At 58.2% G+C, this 22,999-nt stretch carries 18 protein-coding genes and 1 tRNA gene; 3 read left to right on the forward strand and 16 right to left on the reverse strand.

Annotation, left to right across the window (positions count from 1 at the left end):
• Positions 1-61: 61 nt before the first annotated feature.
• From JNJ45_11890 to JNJ45_11940, 11 genes are all read right to left on the reverse strand, one after another.
• On the reverse strand, positions 62-745 hold the full coding sequence (locus JNJ45_11890) for a response regulator transcription factor (protein ID MBL8049371.1): 684 nt from the start codon (positions 743-745) through the stop codon (positions 62-64).
• A complete protein-coding gene (locus JNJ45_11895; protein ID MBL8049372.1) occupies positions 742-2,322 on the reverse strand; it encodes a GAF domain-containing protein in 1,581 nt (526 codons plus the stop codon). Before JNJ45_11895 ends, JNJ45_11890 begins: the two co-directional genes overlap by 4 nt.
• An 85-nt stretch (positions 2,323-2,407) precedes the next feature.
• Positions 2,408-3,286 carry a DUF4394 domain-containing protein gene (locus JNJ45_11900; protein MBL8049373.1) on the reverse strand — a complete coding sequence of 293 codons (879 nt, stop codon included), beginning with the start codon at positions 3,284-3,286 and terminating at the stop codon, positions 2,408-2,410.
• Between the two features lie 220 nt (positions 3,287-3,506).
• Complete coding sequence (locus JNJ45_11905; GenBank protein MBL8049374.1) at positions 3,507-4,658, reverse strand: hypothetical protein; 1,152 nt, start codon at positions 4,656-4,658, stop codon at positions 3,507-3,509.
• A 60-nt stretch (positions 4,659-4,718) separates the two neighbouring features.
• Complete coding sequence (locus tag JNJ45_11910) at positions 4,719-5,462, reverse strand: PEP-CTERM sorting domain-containing protein (GenBank protein MBL8049375.1); 744 nt, start codon at positions 5,460-5,462, stop codon at positions 4,719-4,721.
• Between the two features lie 128 nt (positions 5,463-5,590).
• On the reverse strand, positions 5,591-6,994 hold the full coding sequence (locus JNJ45_11915; GenBank protein ID MBL8049376.1) for a beta-glucosidase: 1,404 nt from the start codon (positions 6,992-6,994) through the stop codon (positions 5,591-5,593).
• Positions 6,995-7,012: 18 nt separating this feature from the next.
• Positions 7,013-7,843 (reverse strand): carbohydrate ABC transporter permease, encoded by an 831-nt coding sequence (locus tag JNJ45_11920; protein ID MBL8049377.1) that lies wholly within the window; start codon positions 7,841-7,843, stop codon positions 7,013-7,015.
• Positions 7,840-10,251 (reverse strand): extracellular solute-binding protein, encoded by a 2,412-nt coding sequence (locus JNJ45_11925; protein MBL8049378.1) that lies wholly within the window; start codon positions 10,249-10,251, stop codon positions 7,840-7,842. The genes JNJ45_11920 and JNJ45_11925 overlap by 4 nt, the downstream gene beginning before the upstream one ends.
• 14 nt (positions 10,252-10,265) lie before the next feature.
• Positions 10,266-10,550 carry a hypothetical protein gene (locus tag JNJ45_11930; GenBank protein ID MBL8049379.1) on the reverse strand — a complete coding sequence of 95 codons (285 nt, stop codon included), beginning with the start codon at positions 10,548-10,550 and terminating at the stop codon, positions 10,266-10,268.
• A 6-nt stretch (positions 10,551-10,556) separates the two neighbouring features.
• Positions 10,557-11,411: a prepilin-type N-terminal cleavage/methylation domain-containing protein gene (locus JNJ45_11935; protein MBL8049380.1), complete on the reverse strand. Its 855-nt coding sequence runs from the start codon at positions 11,409-11,411 to the stop codon at positions 10,557-10,559.
• Positions 11,411-12,433 carry a LacI family DNA-binding transcriptional regulator gene (locus JNJ45_11940; GenBank protein MBL8049381.1) on the reverse strand — a complete coding sequence of 341 codons (1,023 nt, stop codon included), beginning with the start codon at positions 12,431-12,433 and terminating at the stop codon, positions 11,411-11,413. Before JNJ45_11940 ends, JNJ45_11935 begins: the two co-directional genes overlap by 1 nt.
• A gap of 162 nt (positions 12,434-12,595) precedes the next feature.
• On the opposite strand from JNJ45_11940, the gene JNJ45_11945 reads away from it, so the two are divergent.
• On the forward strand, positions 12,596-14,416 hold the full coding sequence (locus tag JNJ45_11945) for a hypothetical protein (protein MBL8049382.1): 1,821 nt from the start codon (positions 12,596-12,598) through the stop codon (positions 14,414-14,416).
• Here the strand turns inward: JNJ45_11945 and JNJ45_11950 are convergent.
• Together JNJ45_11950 and JNJ45_11955 are read right to left on the reverse strand one after the other, a co-directional pair.
• Positions 14,358-15,731, reverse strand: coding sequence for a glycoside hydrolase family 16 protein (locus JNJ45_11950; protein MBL8049383.1), 1,374 nt, complete (start codon positions 15,729-15,731; stop codon positions 14,358-14,360). The two genes, JNJ45_11945 and JNJ45_11950, sit on opposite strands and share 59 nt — an antisense overlap.
• 39 nt (positions 15,732-15,770) lie before the next feature.
• Positions 15,771-16,691, reverse strand: coding sequence for a hypothetical protein (locus JNJ45_11955; protein MBL8049384.1), 921 nt, complete (start codon positions 16,689-16,691; stop codon positions 15,771-15,773).
• A 245-nt stretch (positions 16,692-16,936) separates the two neighbouring features.
• Between JNJ45_11955 and JNJ45_11960 the strand changes: the two genes are divergently transcribed.
• Complete coding sequence (locus tag JNJ45_11960; protein ID MBL8049385.1) at positions 16,937-17,791, forward strand: PEP-CTERM sorting domain-containing protein; 855 nt, start codon at positions 16,937-16,939, stop codon at positions 17,789-17,791.
• 78 nt (positions 17,792-17,869) lie between these two features.
• Positions 17,870-19,915, forward strand: coding sequence for an SIR2 family protein (locus JNJ45_11965; protein MBL8049386.1), 2,046 nt, complete (start codon positions 17,870-17,872; stop codon positions 19,913-19,915).
• 40 nt (positions 19,916-19,955) lie between these two features.
• Here the strand turns inward: JNJ45_11965 and JNJ45_11970 are convergent.
• From JNJ45_11970 to JNJ45_11980, 3 genes are all read right to left on the reverse strand, one after another.
• A tRNA-Leu gene (locus tag JNJ45_11970) sits at positions 19,956-20,041 on the reverse strand.
• 151 nt (positions 20,042-20,192) lie between these two features.
• Positions 20,193-22,055, reverse strand: coding sequence for a phosphoenolpyruvate carboxykinase (GTP) (locus JNJ45_11975; GenBank protein ID MBL8049387.1), 1,863 nt, complete (start codon positions 22,053-22,055; stop codon positions 20,193-20,195).
• Positions 22,056-22,113: 58 nt separating this feature from the next.
• Complete coding sequence (locus JNJ45_11980; protein ID MBL8049388.1) at positions 22,114-22,998, reverse strand: hypothetical protein; 885 nt, start codon at positions 22,996-22,998, stop codon at positions 22,114-22,116.
• Position 22,999: the final 1 nt, after the last annotated feature.

The following is a 22,999-nucleotide window of genomic DNA, read 5'->3' on the forward strand; positions in this document are numbered from 1 at the left end:
GTTCGCCGCAAAGCATAAAGAAGATATAAAAGTTAAGAGTCAGGCAATATTACCGGGACGCCTACTTCAAGCGGAAGCCATGTCCGCGAATTGTGACAATGTTTTTCTCGGAATTTGCCTTGGAAAGTTTGCCGCGCAGACGGTAAATCAAAACATCCAGCGTGTTGCTGGCGAATTCGGCGTCGTAGCCCCACACGCCCTTGAACAGCTCGTTGCGCTCCACAGCCCGCTCTTGGTTCAGCGCGAGTTCCCGCAACAGCGCGTACTCGGTCGGCGTCACCGCCAGGGCCGCATCGTTCACGCGGACCTCGCGCTCGGGCTCGCTAATCGTCAGGTTGCCCGCCTCAATCACGGGCTGCATTCCAAGGTGTCCGCCGAGCGTTGGCAAGCGCCGCTGCAAGGCGCGCAAACGCGCCACCAACTCGTGCGGATCAAACGGCTTCGTCAGGTAATCGTCCGCGCCCAAGCCCAGGCCGGTCACCTTATCCAGCGAGGTGCTGCGCGAGGTGAGCATCAGGATCGGGAACTGGTACTTCGTGCGCAGGCGACGGCAAAGCTCGTTGCCATCGCCATCGGGCAGACTCAGGTCGAGAATCAGCAGGTGCGGCTCTTGCCGCTGCACGCTCTCCCAGGCGTCGGCGATAGTGGATTCGATGGCGACATGAAATCCGTTGGCCGAGAGCAGCCGGCTCAGGCTGTTCGCCAAAAAGATATCGTCATCAACAAGGAGAACGCGGGGAATCATCTCGGAAACTCCAACCGGAAGGTTGTTCCTTCTCCAACGCCAGATCGGCACGTAATGGAACCATCCATCTCGCGCATTATTTGGCGACAGCTATAAAGGCCCAGCCCAAAACCGTCGGGCCGGGAGCTCACAAAGGGTTCAAAGGCGCGCGCCACCTGTTCGGCGCTCATGCCCGGGCCGGTATCGGCAAGCTCCATCCACACGCGGTTTTCGTCCATGCCGCCGCAAATGCGAATCTCGCCCTTTTGTGGCATGGCTTGCAGCGCGTTGAGCAGCAGGTTCATCATCAGGTGCTCAAGGCGCCCGGCGTCAGCTTGCACCGGCGGCAGCTGTTCGGGAAACTCCACCGAAAGCGCGGTGCGCGTCACTTGCAGATGCCGCTCGATCATGGCGACCGAACGCTCGACAACATCTTCCAGATGCACCGATTGGCGAGCCACTTTTTTTGGCTTCACATAGGAAAGCAGTCTCGCCGCCAGCACGTTGAAGCGGTCCATGTGGCTGGCAGCGCGGCTTAGGCGCATGTCGGCCGACTCGTTGTTGTCTTGCAAATCAAGACGTACGGCGCTGACGATGTTGCGGATGTCGTGCGCCACGCTTGCGGCCAAAGTGCCGGTCACGGCCAGCTTTTCGGTTTGGATCATGGTGGCCTCGGCCGCCTCCAAGTCGCGTTCCAACGATTGCAGACGCGCTTCGCGCTCGAGTTCCACGCTCACGCGCATACCCATCACCGTGAGCAGGCGCAGGTCGTCGTCGGTCACGTCGACGTCGGAATAGTGGTCAAGAATGCAGAGGGTGCCGATGATCTCGCCGTCGGGCTTTCTCAAGGGAACGCCCACATAGCGGGTGACGCCGATGGTCGCCGGCAGAATCACGGCGTGGCGCGGATCGTCGAGTGCGTTTTGCACAATGATGGGGGCATCAATCTCCAAACAGAATTGGCAATACGTGTTGCTCAGCTCGTTTTGGGTCATCGCTTGCACTTCGGGAATCGGGCTGGCGATGGCCTGAAAATGCATCATGTCACCATGGAGAATGCTCAACACGCTGGTGGAATTGTAGAACTCGCTCAGCGAGCGCACGATCTTGTCGTACACCACGTGCGGCTTCGGGTCGAAGTGGAGGCTCAGCTCCTGCAGCAGGTCTTGGACCTTGCGCTGGTGGTGGCTGGAGGTGCGGTCCTCAAAGGTCCACAGGCGGGCAAACGGCTGACCGAGCTCGTCGAGCACGGGGCTGGTGTGGCGCTCTAGGACTTGGTGAGGATTCTGCAACACAAGCTCGTCCACTTGAGAGTGGTTGGCATCGGCGTAAACGTGCAACAGGTTGCGCTCCCACGCTTCGACATCCACGATGCGCGAGCGCACCCAACTGCGGACTGATTCAGGATCTTCGTGAACGGCGTCGTCGTGGGCAAAGCCGAACATCCGGCCAAGCTGCTCATTAGCGGCAATGGTGACGTGATCGAGGTCGGTGAGCATCACGCCGACATCTACCGAACCGAGGATGGCGGCCAAAATTGGCCCTTGCTCCTCCGGTTGCATCGGACGTAAGGCGATCGAGTTCTTGCTCAGCGGCATGGCCAAGCCTAGTTTAACGCGAGGAGACACGGAAAATGAAAGTTGGGGGCCGATCGGAAACAGAAATCGACCCCCAGGGAGAGGTTTAGCGTCGTCGCCGCAGGAGAAGAGCGGCGGCGCCAAGACCCATCACCAGAACCGAAGCCGGTTCGGGCACGGGCATCACGGCGATGTCGCGAATGGCCAGCGAGTCGCTGGTTTGTTCCATTCCGATCATGCCGATATCGGTGGCGGCACCCGTAGCGAGGTTAATCATCGCGAATCGCGAACCTTGCATACCAGCGACCTGGAGGGCGGCGTAGGCCGTGTTGGTGCTACCGACGGTCAGGATATCCATGCCCGCCAGTGCGCTCACGTTCATACCCAACATGCCAACGTTCACTTGCGTGCCATTGTTCGGCGGGGTTTGAATCGTCAACATGTCCGAAGCCGAGTCGATGTTATACAGCGTAGTGGTGGTTGCACCAGCAAAGCTGTTGGTGTAAGCCGAAGCCACGATGTAGGGCGTACCGACTGCTTGGTTCAGCGTGCCGTCGATGGTGGTTCCACCGGTTGCCACGTTGATGCGCAGGTTTTGGCCCAGGTTGCTTGTGATGCGGAGGCGGTCCGGAACCGGGTTGAAGTCGATGCCGAATTCGGTGCCCATCAGGCTGATCGGCGCGCCAGTCGTACCGTTCACGATCGACGACACGAAGGTCGCCATACCGTTGCTGGTGTTGATGGTGTAAATGCGACCAAACGAACCGACGCCGTAAAGCGTGCCGTTCGCGGGTCGGAAATCCATACCGACCAACGATTCGTTGGAGGCAAGACCTTGAATGAACGAGGCTTGCTGCAAAGTCCCCGGTGTCGCCGAGTCGAAGCGCACCAACTCGTTTCGGGTACTCAGACCAAAAACGGTTGCGGCTTGACTGGCGGCCGCGGCGATTCCCAGCACAGCCATCATCAAAACACGAGTTTTCATAGTTTCTCTCCTGCAGAACTCAAACGAGCCGCAGATGTACTGACTATAAGAGAGTTTCGGTGCCGAATCGCGGCTTGTTCATCATCTGTTCAGGGTTGTCATCAACTGTTCATCTAACGCTGTAAGATTTACCTGGGGAACCTAAGGAGTTATAAAAGGGCCATAAAAATCGGGCCGTCCGAAGACGGCCCGATAGGAGAGGTTATCGTGTTTGGGAACCTTAGTCGTCGGTCAGGTCGAACGAAGCGGCCAGGATCGAGTAGTCGGCGATATCAATGATCGCGTCCTTGTTCAGGTCGGCAGCCGAGACATAAGTGCCGTCGCCTTGCACGCCATCAAAGGCCGCGGCGAGCGAGGAGTAGTCAGCGATATCCACCAGCTCGGTGCCGCCCGTGGTCGTTACATTGCCATTGGGAAGCACGATGTTGGCGTTCGACGCGCCGACCGTAGTCGAGGCGCTGCGCTTGAGCCAGGTACCGCCGAATAACTTCACCTTGACGTTTCCCGTAGCCGAACCCGCCGGCACACTATACGTGGCCGAACCGCCCGATGGCATGACCGAAACCGTGCCCGAGCTGAGAACGGCATCGGACATATCGGTGATCTGGTAGTTCAGCACGACGGTGGCGCTACCCGTCGCCGTACCCGCGTAGCTGCCCAGGTTCACGGTGCCGCCAATCGTGGAGCCCGAGCCCAACTCCATAAACGAGATGTTGTCGTAGTAAACGCCCGTGCCCTGATAGCTGGTCGCATTGCTCAAGAAGCCGAACTGCAGAATATTGCCCGTCCACGAACTTTGAATCGGAACATCAATGAAGTTGCCTTCCGACCAGTTGACGTTGCTGGCGCTGGTCGTCGTGATCGTGGGGAAGAAGTCGAGGCTGTAGCCGTTGTTGGGGTTGAGCACCTTGATGAACGCTTGCGTTACGGTGCTACCCGAAGGCCCAGACGTGAACGACGCCTTGTAATCGAAGGTGAACCGATAGGTCTTGCCGAGATCGCCAACACCAACGATTTGCTCTTGGAACACGTTGGCTTCAATGCGGTTGCCATTGGCGTGGTCGCCGTTGTTGTAGTCGCTGTAGCAGTTGATGTACTGCGATCCCTGGTTGGGGCCGCCTTCGCCACCAGCGATGGAGCAAAAACCAGCCGTCCCGTTGGGTGCCGGAAACGTGCCGTAACCATAAAGGTATCCGCCGCTCGGATTAAACACGTTGCCGAAAACCTTCCAGCCGTCGTCCGAGAGCGCGGAGGGGGAAGCAGCGTTAAGGCTGTCGAAGTTTTGAGTGTAGTTCGAAAGGTTAGCCGAGGCGCCCGTGGCCAGAGCCGCGCCAAACAAGAGGACAAGAGAGCGAGTTGTTTTCAGTTGCATTCAGATTAATCTCCGTTGATATTCCTCCGGGGTGGGTTGCCCACCCCGGTCTTGCGAGTCTTAGCGTCGACTCCGTTTGCGCAAGAGCGCAAAAGCTCCGAGGCCCATGGCGAGAATCCCGCTGGGCTCTGGTACGGCTCCGAACGAGATGTTGTCGTAGTACATCCCCGAACCTTGATACTGCGTGGCGTTGTTGATAAAGCCGAATTGCAGAATGTAGCCGTTCCAGTTGTTGTTGATGTTGATCGACAGAGTGTTGTTCTCCGACCAAACGCTGCCCGAGGCAGTCGTCGTGTTCAGCAGCGGAAACGCTTCCAGCGAGTAACCGTTAAACGGGTTGAGCACCTTGATGAACGCGCCCGTCGTTGTGCTACCGTTCGGTCCGAACATGGACGAGGCCTTGTAATCGAACTTGAACGTATACGTTTGAGCGAGGTCTGCCGAGCCGATTACCTGTTCTTGGAAGATATTGGCTTCGATGCGGTTGCCATTGGCGTGGTCGCCGTTGTTGTAGTCGCTGTACGTGTTGATGTACTGCGAACCCTGGTTCGCTCCACCTTCGCCGCCGGCGATGGCCGAAAAGCCCGCGCCGCCATTGGGGGCGGGGAACACGCCATAACCGTAAAGGTAGCCGCCGCTCGGATTGAACACGTTGGCAAAAATCTTCCAGCCGTCACCCGAGAGGGCCGTGGGGCTTGCCGCGTTGAGCGATTCGAAGTTCTGTGAGTACGACGAGAGTCCGGCATGTGCTGTACCAGCAACTGCAGCCGTGAGGATAAGGGACCAAGCCTTATTCAGTTTCATGTTTTTATTCTCCTTTGAATGGTTCGAAACGCTTCGCGAAACGTTTCGCAAGTTCTTTATACTTGAACTTTTGGCGATGTCCAAGTTCAACTTGAAAATCTCCAATAAACCTCGCAAGATTACGGGCATCACGAAAGGGTGCCTCCGATCTTAGCGAATTTCGGCAGCTCCGATGGAGCGGCCAAACCGTTGCGGGCGATGACGTCCCGATACCAGTACGCCGAATCTTTCGGCGTGCGCTTTTGAGTTTCGAAATCCACGTGGACGAGGCCGAATCGGTGTCGGTAGCCCTCGGCCCACTCGAAGTTGTCGAGCAGCGACCAGTGGAAGTAGCCTTCAATGCCTAGCCCCTCGCGCTCGGCGCGGTGAAGCTGGCGCAGGTGGCGCGAGAGATAGTCAATGCGCTGCGGGTCGTGGACGCTGCCATCCTCCGACACCCAGTCGCGACAACTGAGTCCGTTCTCCGCGATCATCATGGGCAGACCATAGCGTTCGTGGTGGAATCGCACTGACCAATACAGCCCTTCTGGCGCGACCGGCCAATCGAAGGCGCTCGCCGGGTGACCCGCGGGCCACGGCACCACCTCCACACCGCCATCCTCTCCGCGCCGAACGCGCGGCGCTGAATAGTAGTTGAGGCCGAGCATGTCAATCGGCTGGCTGATGAGGTCCAGGTCTTCATCGGTGACTTCCGGGCCGTGGTCGGTGAGCACGCGAACGCATTCCTCGGGCCATTCGCCCAGAACGACCGGGTCGAGATAGAGGCGGGAATACCAGAACTGGCGGTCCTTGGTCGGCACGCCGAACGTAAACTCGCGCGCCGCCTCGATGTTCTCGGGCGACTCGTCGAACGGGATCGCGATGTGGCTAATCGGCACGTACCCCACGCGAATCGGCTTGCGCGACACGTTGCGGAGCACCTGCGTGGCGCGACCATGCGCCATCATGGCGTGCTTGGTCGCGAGGAAAAATTCGGGCCAGTCCAGCTTCAAACCGGGCGCGTGCGTGCCCACGACGTGGCCGAGCCCAAGGAAGCAGGGCGGCTCGTTGAGCGTCCACCAATTGTCCACGCGATCGGCGTAGCGACTGGCCACCACCTGCGTGTATTCGCCAAACCACTCGACCGAATCGGGGTTCAGCCAGCCGCCTTCGCGGAACAGCTCGTGCGGGTAATCCCAGTGGAACAGCGTTGGGTAGGGCGTGATACCTTTTTCCAGCAGCGAGTCGATCAGGCGATCATAAAATTCAAACCCATGCGGATTCAGCGCGCCTCGGCCGCCGGGAATGAGGCGCGACCAAGAGAACGAAAACCGATAGGCTTGAATGCCAAGGTCGGCCATAATCGCGAGGTCTTCCGGATAACGATTGTAGTGGTCGCACGCCACGTTCCCGGTGTCGCCATTGGCTACCGCGCCGGGTCGTTGGCAGAACGTATCCCACACCGAAAGTCCGCGCCCCTCACTCATCGCCGCGCCCTCCACTTGATAAGCGGCAGTTGCGGTCCCCCACACAAAGTCACGTTGAAAGTTCATGTTCGTTGTTGTTTCCTTTTACTTAAATCCAGTGAGGGCTAAACCCTTCACAAAATAGCGTTGTCCGGCGAGAAAAATGAGGATCAGCGGAATGGTCACGAGCACGCTCCCCGCCATGAGCAAATGCCATTGCTCGGCGCGCAACGAGTTGTAGGTTGCCAGGCCAAGTTCGAGTGTCTGCTTGTCGGGGTCGTTTAAGTAGATAAGCGGCCCCATAAAGTCGCGCCAATTGTAGATGAAGCAGAAGATGCCGACGGTGGCGAGCGCGCTGGAAGACAGCGGCAATATGATGCGCGCATAGATCGTCCAGTGGCTGGCGCCCTCCATCTTGGCGGCCTCGTCGAGCTCCTTGGGGATGCCCATAAAGAACTGGCGCAACAAGAAGATGTTGAACGCGCCACCCCCGAAAAATGCGGGCACGGTCAGCGGCAGGATTGTGTTCACCCAGCGCAATTCTTTAAACAAGTAGTAGGTGGGAATCGTGGTGACGATTGCCGGCAACATCATCGTGCTCAGCAACACCACAAAGAGGCGGTCCCGTCCCGCAAACTTCATTTTCGCAAACGCGTAAGCGACGAGGCTGGCACTGAGAATAACTCCGAAAGTCGCGACCGTCGCGATGATCACCGTGTTCGAGAAAAGCTTAGCGAACTTGACGTTGGGATTCGAGAGAACTTCGTGGTAGTTCGCCCACGTCACCTGTTGCGGCCAACTCCAGGCAGGCGTGGTGGCAAGTTCTTGCGGCGTCTTCAGACTCATCGCCAGCGAAACATAGAAGGGAAGTAAGAAAATCAAACTCCCAACGATGAGCAGGATGGTTACCAACCACTTGCCGCGGTACATCTTCATGCCGCACCCTCGTAATAAACATAGCGGTTAAGCTTCCACTGCACCTTGGTGATCAGGAAGACAACGGCAAACAGAAGCCATGCGAGCGCCGACGCGTAACCCATGCGCAAGTTACCGAACGAGTTATCGTAAAGGTGCAACATGTAAAAGCGTGTCGCGTCATTCGGTCCGCCTTGGGTCATCGCGAACGCCTGAGTAAAGGCTTGGAAAGCGCCGATTACACCCGTGATCAGCGAGAAGAAAAGCGCCGGCGAGACCATCGGGAACGTGACCACGCGGAACCGCGACAACGGTCCGGCCCCGTCGAGGGTCGCCGCTTCGTAGTACACCTCGGGGATCGCTTGCAGCCCGGCCAGCAGGATGACCATGCTGCCACCGACGCCCCAAAGGCTCATGATGATGAGGCTCGAAAGCGCGAGTTTCTCGTCGCCGAGCCAGTTAGGAAGTTGGCCGTTCGTGTTGAGGACCGAGAGCAAACCGAGCGGATCGCGGCTGCCATCAGCGCCAAACAAAACCGTGTTGAGCAAGCCGCCTTCGGGCTGAAACACCTTGCGCCAAATGAGCGCGGAAGCCACCGCGCTCGCGAGTGACGGTAGATAGAAGAACGTCCGGTACAGCGGCATGCCCTTCACCCGGACGTTCAGCAGTAGCGCCAGCATGAGAGCAAACGCCAGCCCCAACGGAACTGACGCAACCGTGAAAATTGTCGTTACCTTCACCGATTGCCAAAAGCGAGAATCGTGCAGGAATGCCTCTTGGAAGTTGCCCACACCGCGCCATTCGGCGGGACGGATAATATCCCAATTCGTGAAGCTCATGAGGAGCGAAAAGATCATGGGCCCGACGGCAAACAGGAGCGTGCCGATGATCCACGGCGACAAGAACCAGAAGCTCACTCGTCCTTCCGCGCGCTCGGCTTGAGTGCGCGCTCGGCCTCGCTCGGGCCAATAGACCCATCCGATCACCGCGCCCAGCAGACCCATCCCGGCGAGTCCGCCGATCACCCAGTTGAAGCGGGGGAGATTCTCCTCTTTGAGGATGGTTTTGAGGCGCGCCGTAGCGACCTCATTGCCCTCGGTTAAAGCGGCTTTGGCCGTGGTCGAGCCCACATAAATGGGTTCCGTTTTGGCGAAGACCAGGCTGCTCACCTCGCCCCAATATTCCGCCGTCGGCGGAAACACAACCGACTTCACCGCCACGTCGGTCGCCAAGCGGTTGGCGGGGTAGCGCTGCTCCAGCGGAGTGTCGGGTCCGACAACCCAATCGGAGCCTCGGGCCAGGCTTTGGATCGCGGGCTGAGCGATGCCCGCGCGAGCCATGGCTCGCATGCCCGGCGCGCCAGCCATCCATTGCACCAGCTTCCACGCCTCGGCCGGGTGCTCGGAGCCCGCCATGATCGCGTAGCCCGAACCGCCCGACGGCGCGGCCCGCGACACCACGCCCGTCGCGGGGTCTCGGTATCCCGGTGCAGTCGTGATATCCCAGTCGAAGAACCCGGCGGAGCCCGGTTTCAAAGCCTGGCGAATGTGCGGCACGTCCCAGATTCCGCACTGATACATCGCCGCGCGCTGGGCAATAAAGAGGTCCACCGCCGTGGCTTGGGCCACCGAGCTCATCTCGGTTTGGCTGGGAAGCCAATGCTTCTTTGTCGCGAGTTCGGCCACCCAATCGAACGCCTTAATGATCCGGGGATCGGTAAAGTTGAGCTTGTCAAAGTGCTCGGGATGGTTGACGAACCGGGCTCCCTGACTGAACACAAGCGTGTCGGTGAACGCCCCAGTCCAGGAGGGCGCAAACCCCCACCGCTTCACTTTGCCTTTCGCGTCGGTCTGCGTAAGGCGCTGCATCGCGTAGGTAAAGCACTTGCTGCCGAGTTCGGGCCGGGGCTCCCAATCCCAGGTCCAGGACCCGTCCGGCAAATCTAGTCCGGCCTCGCGGAACAGGCGCTTGTTGTAGTAGATCAGCCCGATCGGAGCGATGTCGCGCGGGAGCACGAAAAGCTTCTCCTTCAGCCGGAAAACTTGGACAATCGGGCCGTAGTAGTCGGCCAGTTTGAACTCCGGCGTGGCCTCAATCATCGGGTCGAGGGCCGCCAGCGCATCGCGCCGAGCAAAAAGCTGCATGTTTGGCGGGTCTAACTGGGCCACATCCGGCGCCGTGCGCCCTGCCACCTGGCTCAGCAGCCGCTGAAAGTAGTAGCGATAGTCAACGTTTTCGAGCTTGACTTTAATGCCCGGGTGGGCGCGCTCAAACTCGGCGGTGACCGACCGCAGAACGCGGAGACTTTCGTCGCCATCCCACACCACAAGGCGAAGTTGAACGGGCGCCGCCCCAGCCGGAACTCGGAGAACGAGAAGGGCCAGGCAGAGCAACCAGGGGCGTAGGCACCCTAACAACGTTCGCCTCATGGTCGGTTTGGTTCCTAATTGCCGTTCGGCGGCGCGGTGTGCGGCGTGGGAGCCTGGCCCGCGTTCGGGTCAATTTCGCCGTATTTGGCGGTCTGCTCTCGAATCTGGGCTTCCATCTCGGGCGAGAGCTTGCCCTTAAGGTGGGCGGGAATCTCTTCCTTCACCTTGATCTTCGGCGCGGGGAGGTCGCCCGGCCCCATCACCGCCTTCGCAATCACGAAGACGGTGAGGATCACGGCCACGGCGATGGCGCCAATCACGACGCCAAGCGGGAGTTCTTTCTTAGTTTTCTCAGCCACGGGATCTCACTGCGGAAGCGGGCAGTCGTTCGTGGCATCGCCGCCACCCCAGTCGTCGGCGTCAACGCACACGCCCTTCAGCGCAGTGTTCACCGGGCGGCCCACGCCATTGCTTTGGCGATAGCCAGGGAAGATGTAGCCATCCGGAAACGCCTTGGTGTGTCCATCGGCGAAGCCAAAGTTAGCGGTGCCGTTGCCCGAGGCGTAGTCAATGCCCGACCACAACTGCGCGGCGTTAATGTTCTTATACGAAATCGTATGGGCGGAGGCCGTGCCCCATACCCATTGCTCCCAGAATGCAGACCAAATCCAGAAGTCCGTGGTGTAGAACTGGCCCTCGTTGCGTTGCTCGGTGAGCATGATCGAGTCTGCCGGAAGCGCAATCGCCGTCGCCGTGTAAACGGTCACGTTGTTCTCAGCAGTGCCACCCCAGGTGTTCACGCCACCAACGCCACGCACCAGGTTCGCCGCGACGCGGAACGAGCGCTTAATATCGCCGAGGTTCGACGGTTTGCGCGGCGAGCGATCCAGGCCCGATTCGTAAATCGGATAGCTCTTTTGGTACTTGTAGATCATCTTGTCCCAGGTCGGGCAGCCCCATTCGGCTTCGTTACAGCTGCCGGTCTGCCAAGATCGGCCGTTGCCGTTCATCGTGCCGCGCTTCGGGTAGGTGTCGTCGTTGTCGCCCATATACAGCTGAAACGCCATCAGCGTTTGCTTCATGTTCGAGACGGTTTGGGCTTTCTTTGCCGCCGTTTTGGCCTGAGTAAAGACGGGGAACAGAATGGCCGCAAGGATCGCAATAATGGCGATCACAACCAAGAGTTCGATGAGGGTAAATGCCGATTGCTTACGTTGCATTATTTGTGCTCCATTGGACGGGAAGTCGAGGCTCTGACGACGAGCCGAGATTGAAAAACGGATTGGTCGGTGGGTTCCTGGCCATCGGCCAAGGCCCGTACGGCGCGCACCGCGGCAGCGCTCATTTCGCCGATCGGTTGCTCCACGGTGGTGATGCCCGGGTACACGTGTTCGCTACCCGGAGTCATGTCGAATCCGGCGATGCTGATGTCGTCCGGCACGCGTTTGCCCTGACTGTACGCCTGGACAAGCGCGCCGATCGCCATTTCATCGTTGGCGCAGAACACCGCGGTGGGCGGATCGGGCAGAGCGAGCAGCTGAGCCATGGCGCGGCGACCACCATCAATGGTGAATTGCCCCATGCCGACCCACTCCTCGCGATACGGAATATGTTTGCCGCGCAGAAACGCCTGATAGGCTTGGAGTCGGACGATCGCATCCTGCATGTCCAGTCGGCCCGCAATGTGGGCGATCTTGCGATGCCCTAGTTGGAACAGGTGGTCCAACACGGCGCTGACGCCGCCCTCGTTGTCCACGCAGAAACTCAGCACGCCATCGAGCGGCACGCCGCTGACGCTCACGCACGGCGAGTGCATGCTCGCGGCGAGCTCCACCGATTTCTCGCTGAAGTGCGGGGCAATGAAAATCACGCCGTCCACACGGCCATCTACGAGCACCGAGGCAAGTTCGTCGCGCTCGGTTTCCGAGCAACGCGTGAACAGCAGAACGTCGTTGTGCAAACGTCCAGCCTCGTTGATGATGCCGTTGAGGGCAAGGTGAAGATAGGGGCTCAGGAACACGTTGTCCGAGACTTCGGGCGGCACAATTCCGATGGTGTCGCTCTTTCCGGTGACCATTGAGCGGGCCACGCGGTTCGGTCGGTAGTTCAGTTCCTTGGCGGTTTCCAGAACTCGTAGCCGAATCTCATCGGGCACCGAGCGAGGTCCGCCATTGAGGGCGTAGCTCACCGTGCTGACCGAGATATTTAGCTTCTTTGCTATGTCTTTGATCGTCGCTGCCATGCTGCTCCGAAACGTTTCGCTTCTCTGCGATTGAAGGCATTATACAGGAAGTTTTCCCAAATGCAAGGGCTGGGCATGAATATTTTCTCACATCGCCGATTTCCGTTCAAATCTTAGAAATTCGTGGCTCACATGGCGATCGGCATTGGGTAAGGTACGGAAATGGCAGCGAGAAACGTTTCTCAATGGCGTTGGATCGGACTCGCGATCGCGGGCGTAACGGTGCTCACATGCACCGGCTGGAGCCTCATGCAACCCAAGACCAAGAATTCAGTGGTGCGACTCGAAGGCAAGCCCGGCAGCTTTAAGCTCATCCGCAACGGCAAACCCTACTTTATCAAGGGCGCGGGCGGCAGTGGTAGCCGCCAACTTTTCCTGGAAGTCGGTGGCAACTCGACCCGCACATGGGGCGCAGACGACCTGGAGCCGATGCTCGACCAAGCCCACAAGGATGGCGTGAGCGTCACGCTCGGCATTTGGCTCCAACACAACAACGTGTTCGACTACACCAACGCCGCCGAGGTGAAGAAACAGTTTGAGATGTGCCGGCAGGCGGTGATGCGATACAAAGACCATCCCGCGCTTTTGCTCTGGGCGTTTGGCAACGAAATGGAAGGCTCGGGCGAGGACCTCGCCGTGTGGCGAGCGATCGAAGACATCGCCGCGATGAGCAAAAAACTCGACCCGAACCACCCGACGATGACCGTGGTCGCCGAGATCGGCGACTCGAAAGTACGCCGCATCCAGGAACTCTGCCCCAGCATCGATATCATCGGCGTCAACAGCTACGGCGGCGCGGTTAGCCTCGCCGAGCGGTACGCCAAGCAGGGCGGCAAGAAGCCGTACATCGTCACCGAGTTTGGCCCGCCGGGCCCGTGGGAACTCAAGTCTACGCGTTGGGGAGCCGGGCTCGAACCGACGAGCAGCGCAAAGGCCCGGTTCTACGAGGAGTCCTATCAAAAGGCGGTCCTCGATAACCCCGGCAACTGCCTCGGTGCGTACGCGTTCCTGTGGGGCAACAAGCAGGAGGCCACCGCGACCTGGTTTGGCATGCTGATGCCCGGCGGCAAGCCGACCGAGGCAGTGGACGTGATGGCCAAATTTTGGACCGGGAAGCCGCGCGCCAACCAATGTCCGCGCGTGGAATCTCTGACCACCTCGCAGACCGATCACCTTCAGCCCGGCCAAACGATCACCGCCAAGCTCTCGGCCAAAGACCCCGAAGGTCGGCCGCTCACGGTTAAGTGGGTACTCACTGGCGAGGTAAAGCAGCGCCTCTCTGCGGGTCGCGACGAGGTGGTGCCCGAAGGCTATCCGGACGCCCTGGTGAAGTCTGACGCGACGAGCGCTGAGTTCCGGATGCCGAAGGAGCATGGCGCCTACCGAATCTTCGCTTACGTCTTTGATGAGGCGGGCAACACCGGCGTGGCGAACATCCCCATCTTCGTGGACGACCCCAACGCGATCAAAGGCGGCGGGCTCAAGGTCAAGTTGCCGCTTGCAATCTACCAAGATTCAGGCGAAAATCTCACCTTCGTGCCGAGCGGATTTATGGGTGACACCGCCGCCTTCAAGGTGGATTTCAACAGCCCGGTCCAGCCAAAAGTCGGCACCCGCTGCGCCAGTTTTAGCTTCGAAAAGCCGGATGGTTGGGCGGGACTGGTCTTCCAATATCCCGCCAACGACTGGGGCGAACTCCCCGGTGCGGTGGACCTTTCGGCGGCTCACGGCTTGCACTTTTGGATGCGCGGTGAACGTGGCGGAGAGAAGGTCAAGGTCGAGTGCGGCATCCTCAAAGCCGACAAAAAGTACGGCGACTCGGGCACGGGCGCTCGCGAACTGACCCTGACCAAGGAGTGGCGCGAGTACACCATTGATCTCGCCGGTCAGGATTTGAGTCGGATGAAAACGGGCTTTGTGCTCGTTATGGCTGGGTCGGGTAGCCCGCAAAAAATCTTCTTAGATGCAGCGGAATATCGTTGACCGGCGACGCCTCGCTTTCCTGATACAACCGGACCCAATCGACTTGGAGCTCGGCGGGGAAGGGCGTGCCCGCGTTCGGATTGCCGGGCCAGTTCCCGCCGACGGCGAGGTTGAGCAGCACGTGGAACGGCTCGTCAAACGGGGCGCGCTGATTCCAGCTGCCGACCGTGCTGAGCCATGACGTGCTGTTGAGTCGGTAGCGCTCGACGCCATCCACCAGCCACCGCAGCGAATCGGGTCGCCATTCCAGCGCATAGGTGTGGAACGCCGCCGCCCAACCGGTGCTCAGGAAAGTGCTCGTGCCGATGCTCTGATTGTCCGGCCACGGGCCGCCGTGGTGAACCGTGTAGTGCGCATTGGTCGCCGCGTTCACAGTCTCAATAATGTCAATCTCGCCGCTGCTCGCCCAACCGCCGTACTTCGTGGAACTCGGGAGCATCCAAAACGCCGGCCAAAGTCCGGTTCCGCTGACCACCTTCATTCGCGCTTCGATTCGCCCGTAGGTAAAGTCGAGCCGACCCTTCGAGCGCAGCCGCGCCGAGGTGTATTGCTTACCGCCATAGTTCTCGCGGCGCGCGATGATGCGCAGCAGACCGCCCGAGACGCTGACGTTCTCGGGGCGGCTGGTGTAGTACTGCAGTTCGTTGTTGCCCCAGCCGGGGTTGCCGTACGCCGAACCGTCGCCGATCATCGGCTCCCAAGTGTTGCCCAGGGTGGTGCCATTGAACTCGTCGGCGAAGACAAGAAGCTCGCGGCCGCGGGCACCAGACTTCACCTGAATCTGGTCGAAGAGCACCGAGCCGGCCGCGTTTGGCGTGGAACTGGCTTGCTGAAAAATGAGTTGGACCACGCACTTGGTGGTGCCGACCGGCGCGGGGTCGAGACTCGCCGAAAGCTGTTGGAAGACGTTGCGCGTGGTGCTGGCCGTAATGCGCTTCGACTCGCTCGCCACCAGGTCCACATTCGCCGCATTGCGGAAGCTGATGCGCAGGTACGCGGTGTTGTTGCCGGCCATGGCGTCGGCAGAGCGATTCATCGCCCACACCGTCGCTTCCACGCGCTTGCCAGGCTTAAAATCGAGAACCTGGAAGGCACCCGTGCTATTCGCGCCACCCGTGAAGTTGCCGAACAACTTGAGGCTGTATGCGCCGCTGTACGGCTGCGTTTGGTCGCGGTAGGCGTTGCCGTAAGTGGACCAGTTCGTAAACGTCTGAGACCCTGAGCCCAGCTCAAAGCCGGCATTGAGCACCTGAGCGCCCGCCATCGGCATCAAAGTAAGCCCCGCCACGGTGCGAGAAACGTTTCGCAAGTTCACGAAACTATCTTACACCAAGTCATTTCGAATGCCTATAAGTTATTCGTAAAAACGACCGGACTGCAGCAATCGCTGGCGGGCGGTGTTCCCCGGAACAGCGATCTGCGTGCCCAGATTCAGCTCTTTGCCGATGCAGGCCGCGCCCTCTGGCACCCAAACTTGAACCTGCGTGTGGCTGTAGCCGCTCGGCAGGTACCGCACGTAAAATCCTTCCGGATGCAGATTCCAGCGTCCTCGCGGAGCTTGGCGGCTGCCCTCGCCCCACCCGATTTCGCCATTGAGCACGGCGATGGCTTCGAGATCGCCGAACGTCGAGGCGGGATTCTCGAAGGTCTTGCGCAGGCGATTCTCCGCCTCCATCACCTGGCGCACCAGCGGCGGCTCTTTCACCAGGCCCTTGGCCATCAACTCGTCGGAAAGAAACTGCAACGCTCCGCCGTTGAGGTCGCTGATCTGCTTGGCGGTCAACAGCTTGGCGGCGGTGGCTTGCAGGTCGCGGCTGAGCTGGCTGAACTTGGTGCGAGCCATCATCGCCCACAGCAGCGATTGAATGCTGCGCTGCGGCACCTCCGGCTTGCTGTACGAATTCTCGACAATGATGCTGACGAGCTTTTCGTAGGGCCCTTTCGGCGGGGCATAGAAGTAGGCTTCGCCCTTGCTGGGGCCGTGCGTGCCCGCGTGGAGGCAGTAGCTTTGCATCTCGCCGAGCCAGCCGCCCGCTTGCAAAATGAATCCGCCGCGATCGGTCCGAGCCAGCGTGCCAATCGGCTTCGTCGGTGGATTAAAGTCGTCTTTGTCGGTGACCTCCCACTTCGCGTCCTTGATGTTCGTGGTGATCGCCGGACCCTTCTTGAAAAGGGCGTCCACGCCCAGGTCAATCTTCGGACCCTTGAGACCGGGAATCTGAGCCCCCGCAATTGTGACGGCACTGGCGAAAACTGCGGCCAAGAAACTCTTCATGTCTACAGTCTACTTGGATAGCTAACGGATAACAACGACTGTCCAATTGGTCAGCAATGAATGCGACAAAAACTTTTCAAATGGTCAGGAAAAAAGCGCGATTTTTGGCTCAGTTTGCCCGTATTTGTACGGGCTTCCTCTTATAGTTTTCTTACACGCCATGTAAAGGCCAAAGTGTGCTGTAGACTTGATTCGTGCTCGCAAGAGCTGTTGGCGGTTTCCGCCGATTTTAAGGAGATTAGAAGATGAAATTCAATTCGCTCAAGGCGACGGCCCTGTTGGGTCTGGTCGCGTCGATCAGCATGGCGCAAGCCAACACCTTCTCGGGCGCTGGCCCCTACAATTCGGATGGCCCGGTCGCAAGCGCTGGCAACGGCTCGTTCGGCGGCGTCACGGCAACTACCATGCTTGCCAGTAGCCTTCGCATTCAAGGCAACCTCAATGATGGTGGGGTTGGTTCGTTCCTCAGCGAAGCTCGCTGGAACATCACCAATCAAACCTTCGGCGTGAGTCTTGGTGTGCAAAGCGCGGTCGGAAACACTTGGTCCGGTACGCAAGCCGTTGACTCGACCATCTCGGTGCTGGCTTGGATGACCGCGGGCGACAACTACAACTTCGAAGCGTTCGAGTCGTTCAACGATTCGGGTGTGGACGCCAACTGGACCGACGTGAGCTTCACGTTTGCCGCTGGTACGGTGACGAGCGTCGGTTCCTACGCCGCTGGTGCTTTCGTGTTCGACACGGAAGGTTCGGACGCGTTTGACAGCGAAATCGCCCTGTATTCGTCGAGCGGCACGCTGCTCGGGACGGACGACGATGCTGGCACCGGCAACCTGAGCTCGCTCGCGGCGACGCTTGGCCTGGGTTCGTACTACCTAGTCTCGGGTGGTTTCAACTCGCAGTTCGGCAACGGCATCGCCCTTCCGGGTACGGCCGTAGCTAACGTGCTGAACACGAACATCAATGGTGTTTCGGTGGGAAGCTCGGCTCTCGCCGCTCGCCAGTTCCACGTGTACAGCTTCAACGTGGTTCCGGAACCGGGTTCGGCCCTGGCCCTTGGCCTCGGCGCCGTGGCACTTCTCCGCCGCAAGAAGAAGTAAGTTCGGAAAACTTCGTTGTCTCTCACAGAACCCCGCCTCGGCGGGGTTCTGTTGTGTAAGAATGTATGCGGAATTCGAATGTCCAAAGTCAATCTTAGAAAAATGAGTGCACAGGGCCTTGCCCGTGAAATCGGAGACCGGGTGAAGTACGGTTCCGAAAGAAAGATTGCATTTCTGCTGGGTGCCGGGGCTTCAGTAAACTCCAAAATAAAGCCAGCTAAGGCGATGGTACAGGATTGGATAGAAATTCTTCACGAGCGTGCGGAGGCATACACAAAAAGCGAAGACCCACTGACGTGGGCAGATTCGGATAGCCTTAAGATTCCGGATTTCGATAAAAATAACCTTGCTGCGAGTTATTCGCAAGTTTACGAACTTACGTATGGGCATGACCCCGATGCAGGTTACGAGTATCTAGAGAGAGCCCTACGGACCGCAACTCCGTCTGTCGGCTACTACATCCTTTCTCAACTAATGCAGGCAGGTATGGGAAGTTTGGTAATGACAACAAACTTTGATAATTTAGTAGCGGAGACATTAATGGCGACCAGCCGAGTTTACCCATTTGTTTGTGGTCACGAATCGCTCAGCGGATTTATTCCATCTATACCTACGAGGCCGACTATTTACAAAATTCATAGAGACTTGCTACTTGGTCCAAAAAGCAGAACTACTGAAATTGAAGAATTGCAGTCAGTAGTACGAGAGAAGCTTCAATCCTTCTGTAGGAACCATACGCTGGTCGTAATTGGCTACGGTGGTAATGATCCAGGTCTCATGAAGGTACTGTCGTCTGTTGGTTCTGGCGGGTATCCTTCGGGCCTATACTGGTGCTATCACGAGGAAGATAGTGTTCCGAATGAAAATGTCCTATCACTTGTTGATGCTGCGAACGGATTTGTGGTACCAATTCGAGGATTCGACGAATTAATGGTCTTACTTTCTGATGTGATTGGATTGAGAGTGGGAATCGAAAGTATTGAGGAAATAGCAACTGATCGAATAAGAATGATTCAAGATAGTTTAAAGAGAGCTCGGCTGGATTTCAATAACTCGACTGCTTCGGACTTGAATCCACTCCTGGGTCTTATGGCAAAAGAAGCAGAAGTCGATCGAACGGATCGATCATGGTGGCAATGGGACCTACAAGCAAACTCTGCGTCGACAGAAAATGAAACAGAAAGGATATATATGGAAGCGATTAAAGCACTGCCGAACTCGGCCGAGCTAGCAGGGAATTTTGCCAACTTCTTACATTTAGTTCAAGGTGATGATGATCGTGCTCAAGAGGAGTACGAGAGAGCGGCCCGCCTGGCACCGAAAATGGCTGGCAATCTTTGCAATCTTGCCAATTTCCTTGCAAACATTAGAAAAGATAGGATCAGCGCCGACCGCCTGTATCAGTCAGCACTTTCGATAGAACCAGAAAATGCAATTTTCATCGGAAACTATGCTAGATTTTTGCACGGAAAAGCGGGTGATGATAAGGTCGAAGCAATGTATGAGAAAGCAATTCAGATTTCCCCGGACAATGCGGGAATCATTGGTAATTTTGCGGCTTTCCTGGACAACGTTCGTCACGACTACGATAGAGCCGAGAAGCTCTATAAACTCGCAGTTGAATTAGACCCTAGTAATGCAAACAACATAGGCAACTATGCATTGTTCCTTTGGAACATACGAAGCAATGGTTACCTTGCCGAGAGAATGTTTCGGTCCGCGATCAGAGTTGAGCCCAAAAACTCAAATAACTTGGCAAATTTTGGTAAGGTCTTGTTAGAGGGCGGGCAAGAATTAGAGGCCTGGAAGCATATCGCCAAAGCTGAGGCGACCCGTGCAGGAAAACGTGTAGATGTGGTTGATGCGGAATTAGCGATGTACAAGTTGATTTGTGGTGACCAAGTTAATTTCAATAGTGTATTGAAGCGAATAAAAGAAATTGTGTGCTTGCACTCTGTTCGGACCGGTAATTGGTCCTATGAGGTCCTTCTTGATGAAGCGGAACGGGAAAAGCATGCACACATTTCTTGGCTAAGGGAGCTTGCGAATGTTCTCGCTGATCGAGTTTCGGTAAACTGCTTGGACAGTTGGCATGCGTGGAAATCGATTCAAGTCCACGCTTAGATCCAGTGTGTAGGACGAGTCCGAAATGCAGTTGAGGATTTGGTGGGCGAGGAGAGAGTCGAACTCTCACGGCTATTAACCGCTGGAACCTAAATCCAGTGCGTCTACCAATTTCGCCACTCGCCCAGTGCGGAGTCGAGATGTTACCCTAGACCCGCTGCAGAGCGGCCCAAAACGGGGCTGGTTAGGCTGGCCGACGCTGAACCAACGACCGGCAACAAAACAGAATCCCCGGGGGCGAAACCCCCGGGGATCCATCACTCAAACCAACAACGACTTACGAGTTGTACGACTCGATCTTCCAGGTGTCGTTGCTACGCCAGATGCTCGAGAGCAGAAGCTCGCGCATAAATGTGAACTCCTTTGGCATCTTGTCGTACATGCGCTCGAACAGCTCTTCGTGTTGCAGAACTTCCTGCTTCCACAGGGTCGCGTCCACGGCCATCAGGCGGTTGAACTGCTCCTTCGTAAAGTCCAGTCCGTCCCAGTTCAGCGAGGTGTAGCGCGGCATCCAACCGAGCGGCGATTCGATCCCAGTCGCGCGGCCACGGCTGCGCTCGACCACCCATTGCAGTACGCGCATGTTCTCGCCGAAGCCCGGCCAAAGGAACTTGCCATCTTCGTCTTGGCGGAACCAGTTGACGCAGAAAATGCGGGGCGGGTCGGGCAGTTGCCGGCCCATTTGCAGCCAGTGATTAAAGTAGTCGGCCATGTGATAGCCACAGAAGGGAAGCATCGCAAACGGGTCGCGGCGTACTACGCCGACCGCACCAGCGGCAGCGGCGGTCGTTTCGGAACCGATCGTCGCGGCGAGATACACGCCAAAGTTCCAGTTGAAGGCTTGGTAAACCAGGGGCACCGTGCTCTGACGGCGACCGCCAAACATGAACGCTGAAATCGGGACGCCGGCCGTATCTTCCCAGCGATCATCAATCGAGGGGCACTGCGAAGCGGGGGCGGTAAAGCGGGCGTTGGGGTGCGAACTCACGCGACCACAATCCGGGGTCCAGTCTTGGCCCAGCCAGTCAATGAGGTGAGCGGGCTTTTCGCTCGTCATGCCTTCCCACCACACGTCGCCGTCGTCGGTCAGGGCTACGTTAGTGAAAATCGTGTTGCTCGCGCAAGATTCCATGGCGTTCGGGTTCGTTTTGTAACCCGTGCCCGGCGCCACGCCAAAGAACCCGGCTTCCGGATTGATCGCGTAGAGGCGGCCATCTTCGCCCGGCTTAATCCAAGCGATGTCGTCGCCGACCGTGGTGACCTTCCAACCGTCGAATCCGCTCGGCGGAATGAGCATGGCGAAATTGGTTTTGCCACACGCGCTGGGGAAGGCGGCGGCCACGTAAGTCTTGCGGCCTTCGGGGTCTTCCACGCCCAAAATCAGCATGTGCTCGGCCATCCAGTTTTCGTCGCGAGCCATGGTGCTGGCGATGCGCAGCGCGAAGCACTTTTTGCCGAGCAAGGCGTTGCCGCCGTAGCCCGAGCCGTAGCTCCAAATCTCGCGCTTTTCGGGATAGTGAACGATGTACTTCGTGTCCTTGTTGCACGGCCAGGCGGTGTCTTCTTGACCGTTCACCAGCGGCAGGCCGACGCTATGCACGCAGCGTACGAAATCCTTGTCGCCGAGCGCCGCCCACACGTGCTCGCCCATGCGCGTCATGATGCGCATGTTCACCACCACGTAGGCGGAGTCGGTGATTTCGACGCCGATCTGCGAGATCGGGCCGCCCACCGGACCCATGCTGAACGGAACCACGTACATTGTGCGCCCGATCATGCAGCCGTCAAACAGGCCCTTCATGGTCTTGCGCATGTCGTCGGGGTCCACCCAGTTGTTGGTCGGACCAGCATCGCTCTTACGCTCGGCGCAGATAAAGGTGCGGTCTTCAACGCGCGCCACGTCGCTGGGGTCGCTGCGACACAAATAGGAGTTGGGGCGCTTGTCCTCGTTCAAGCGAATGAACGTGCCAGCATCCACCATCTGCTGGCAAAGGCGGTCGTATTCCTCTTGCGAACCGTTGCAGAACACAACGTGATCGGGCTTACAAAGGTCCACAAGCGAGGTCACCCACTTGCGAACGAGTTTGTTGGTCAGGAAATCGGGAAAGGAAAACGCGGTAGCGGGAGTTGCCGTTGCCATAAGTTGAAAGACCTCGCCGTTGAAGCCAAGTACCCCTTGATTCTACCTGAACAGTGCCCTATTTACGAAGGAAACCGCGGTTATTTGTGGGCCACCACGGCGCAATCGGGTTGTTGTCCCGGTTTCGCGAAACAAACGCGTCCTTGGCCAGCAGTTTGCCGCGCTGACCGCCGGCGTACACCACGTAGTTGAACTCGTGCCGCCCCTCGGCCTTTTCGAACGATCCCTTGTCGGTGCCGCGAAACGCGAGCCGCGTCACAAAGTTCGAGCGAATCACGTCCTTGCCATCCTGCACGTCGGGAGAGAGGTTGTCCATCTCGTAGCCCACCAGAAAACCGCTCCACGGCTGGGTTTTCGCTTGGCCATCCTCAAACGGCAGCGGGTCAAAACTTTGCTGCGACCCGCGGTTGCTGGTCTCCGTGAGCATCGCGACGTTGCTCGGGTCGGCCACTTCGTCCTTGCGAATGGTGACCATCCGCCCATCATCCGTCACCTGAACGAATACCCCGGCGACCACGCCGTACGAACTCTCGACCACCTTGCCCTGGCCAACAAAGTTCTTGACAATTTCGTCGGGTTCGGCGGCGGGGCACACGAACGATTTTCGCGAGTTCATGTAAGGCTTCACCAGCGACACCCAACTGATCACGTTGCCGTCCTCCATTTGCGGCGCGCCATCGGCGGCCACGTAGAAGGGAAGCGGGTAGTAGCCCTCTTGGTCGTTGCAATAGGCGTCAATGGCCGCCGCGATCGCCTTCATGTTTTGGCTACAAATTTCGCGGTAGCTATCCTTGCGCGCGCGGTAGTAAATCGGAATCAGCGCGAGGAATATGGCGCCAAACCCCAGCAGCATCAGCCGGAATTCCTTCTTGGTGACGAGGTTACTTTTGCGCGTCCCTTCGGGTTCGTTGGGCGCGAAGTTCTCGGTGTGCAGCCACATCATC

This window comes from Chthonomonas sp., from assembly GCA_016788425.1.
Taxonomy (GTDB): Bacteria; Armatimonadota; Fimbriimonadia; order Fimbriimonadales; family Fimbriimonadaceae; genus JAEURQ01.

Excerpts from the sequence above, each read along its gene's own strand:
- JNJ45_11965 (MBL8049386.1), top strand. The coding sequence starts at position 17,870 with ATGTCCAAAGTCAATCTTAGAAAAATGAGTGCACAGGGCCTTGCCCGT.
- JNJ45_11935 (MBL8049380.1), bottom strand. The coding sequence starts at position 11,411 with ATGCAACGTAAGCAATCGGCATTTACCCTCATCGAACTCTTGGTTGTG.
- JNJ45_11980 (MBL8049388.1), bottom strand. The coding sequence starts at position 22,998 with ATGATGTGGCTGCACACCGAGAACTTCGCGCCCAACGAACCCGAAGGG.
- JNJ45_11915 (MBL8049376.1), bottom strand. The coding sequence starts at position 6,994 with ATGAACTTTCAACGTGACTTTGTGTGGGGGACCGCAACTGCCGCTTAT.
- JNJ45_11895 (MBL8049372.1), bottom strand. The coding sequence starts at position 2,322 with ATGCCGCTGAGCAAGAACTCGATCGCCTTACGTCCGATGCAACCGGAG.
- JNJ45_11920 (MBL8049377.1), bottom strand. The coding sequence starts at position 7,843 with ATGAAGATGTACCGCGGCAAGTGGTTGGTAACCATCCTGCTCATCGTT.
- JNJ45_11955 (MBL8049384.1), bottom strand. The coding sequence starts at position 16,691 with ATGAAGAGTTTCTTGGCCGCAGTTTTCGCCAGTGCCGTCACAATTGCG.
- JNJ45_11945 (MBL8049382.1), top strand. The coding sequence starts at position 12,596 with ATGGCAGCGAGAAACGTTTCTCAATGGCGTTGGATCGGACTCGCGATC.
- JNJ45_11960 (MBL8049385.1), top strand. The coding sequence starts at position 16,937 with ATGAAATTCAATTCGCTCAAGGCGACGGCCCTGTTGGGTCTGGTCGCG.
- JNJ45_11925 (MBL8049378.1), bottom strand. The coding sequence starts at position 10,251 with ATGAGGCGAACGTTGTTAGGGTGCCTACGCCCCTGGTTGCTCTGCCTG.
- JNJ45_11975 (MBL8049387.1), bottom strand. The coding sequence starts at position 22,055 with ATGGCAACGGCAACTCCCGCTACCGCGTTTTCCTTTCCCGATTTCCTG.
- JNJ45_11890 (MBL8049371.1), bottom strand. The coding sequence starts at position 745 with ATGATTCCCCGCGTTCTCCTTGTTGATGACGATATCTTTTTGGCGAAC.
- JNJ45_11940 (MBL8049381.1), bottom strand. The coding sequence starts at position 12,433 with ATGGCAGCGACGATCAAAGACATAGCAAAGAAGCTAAATATCTCGGTC.
- JNJ45_11910 (MBL8049375.1), bottom strand. The coding sequence starts at position 5,462 with ATGAAACTGAATAAGGCTTGGTCCCTTATCCTCACGGCTGCAGTTGCT.
- JNJ45_11905 (MBL8049374.1), bottom strand. The coding sequence starts at position 4,658 with ATGCAACTGAAAACAACTCGCTCTCTTGTCCTCTTGTTTGGCGCGGCT.
- JNJ45_11900 (MBL8049373.1), bottom strand. The coding sequence starts at position 3,286 with ATGAAAACTCGTGTTTTGATGATGGCTGTGCTGGGAATCGCCGCGGCC.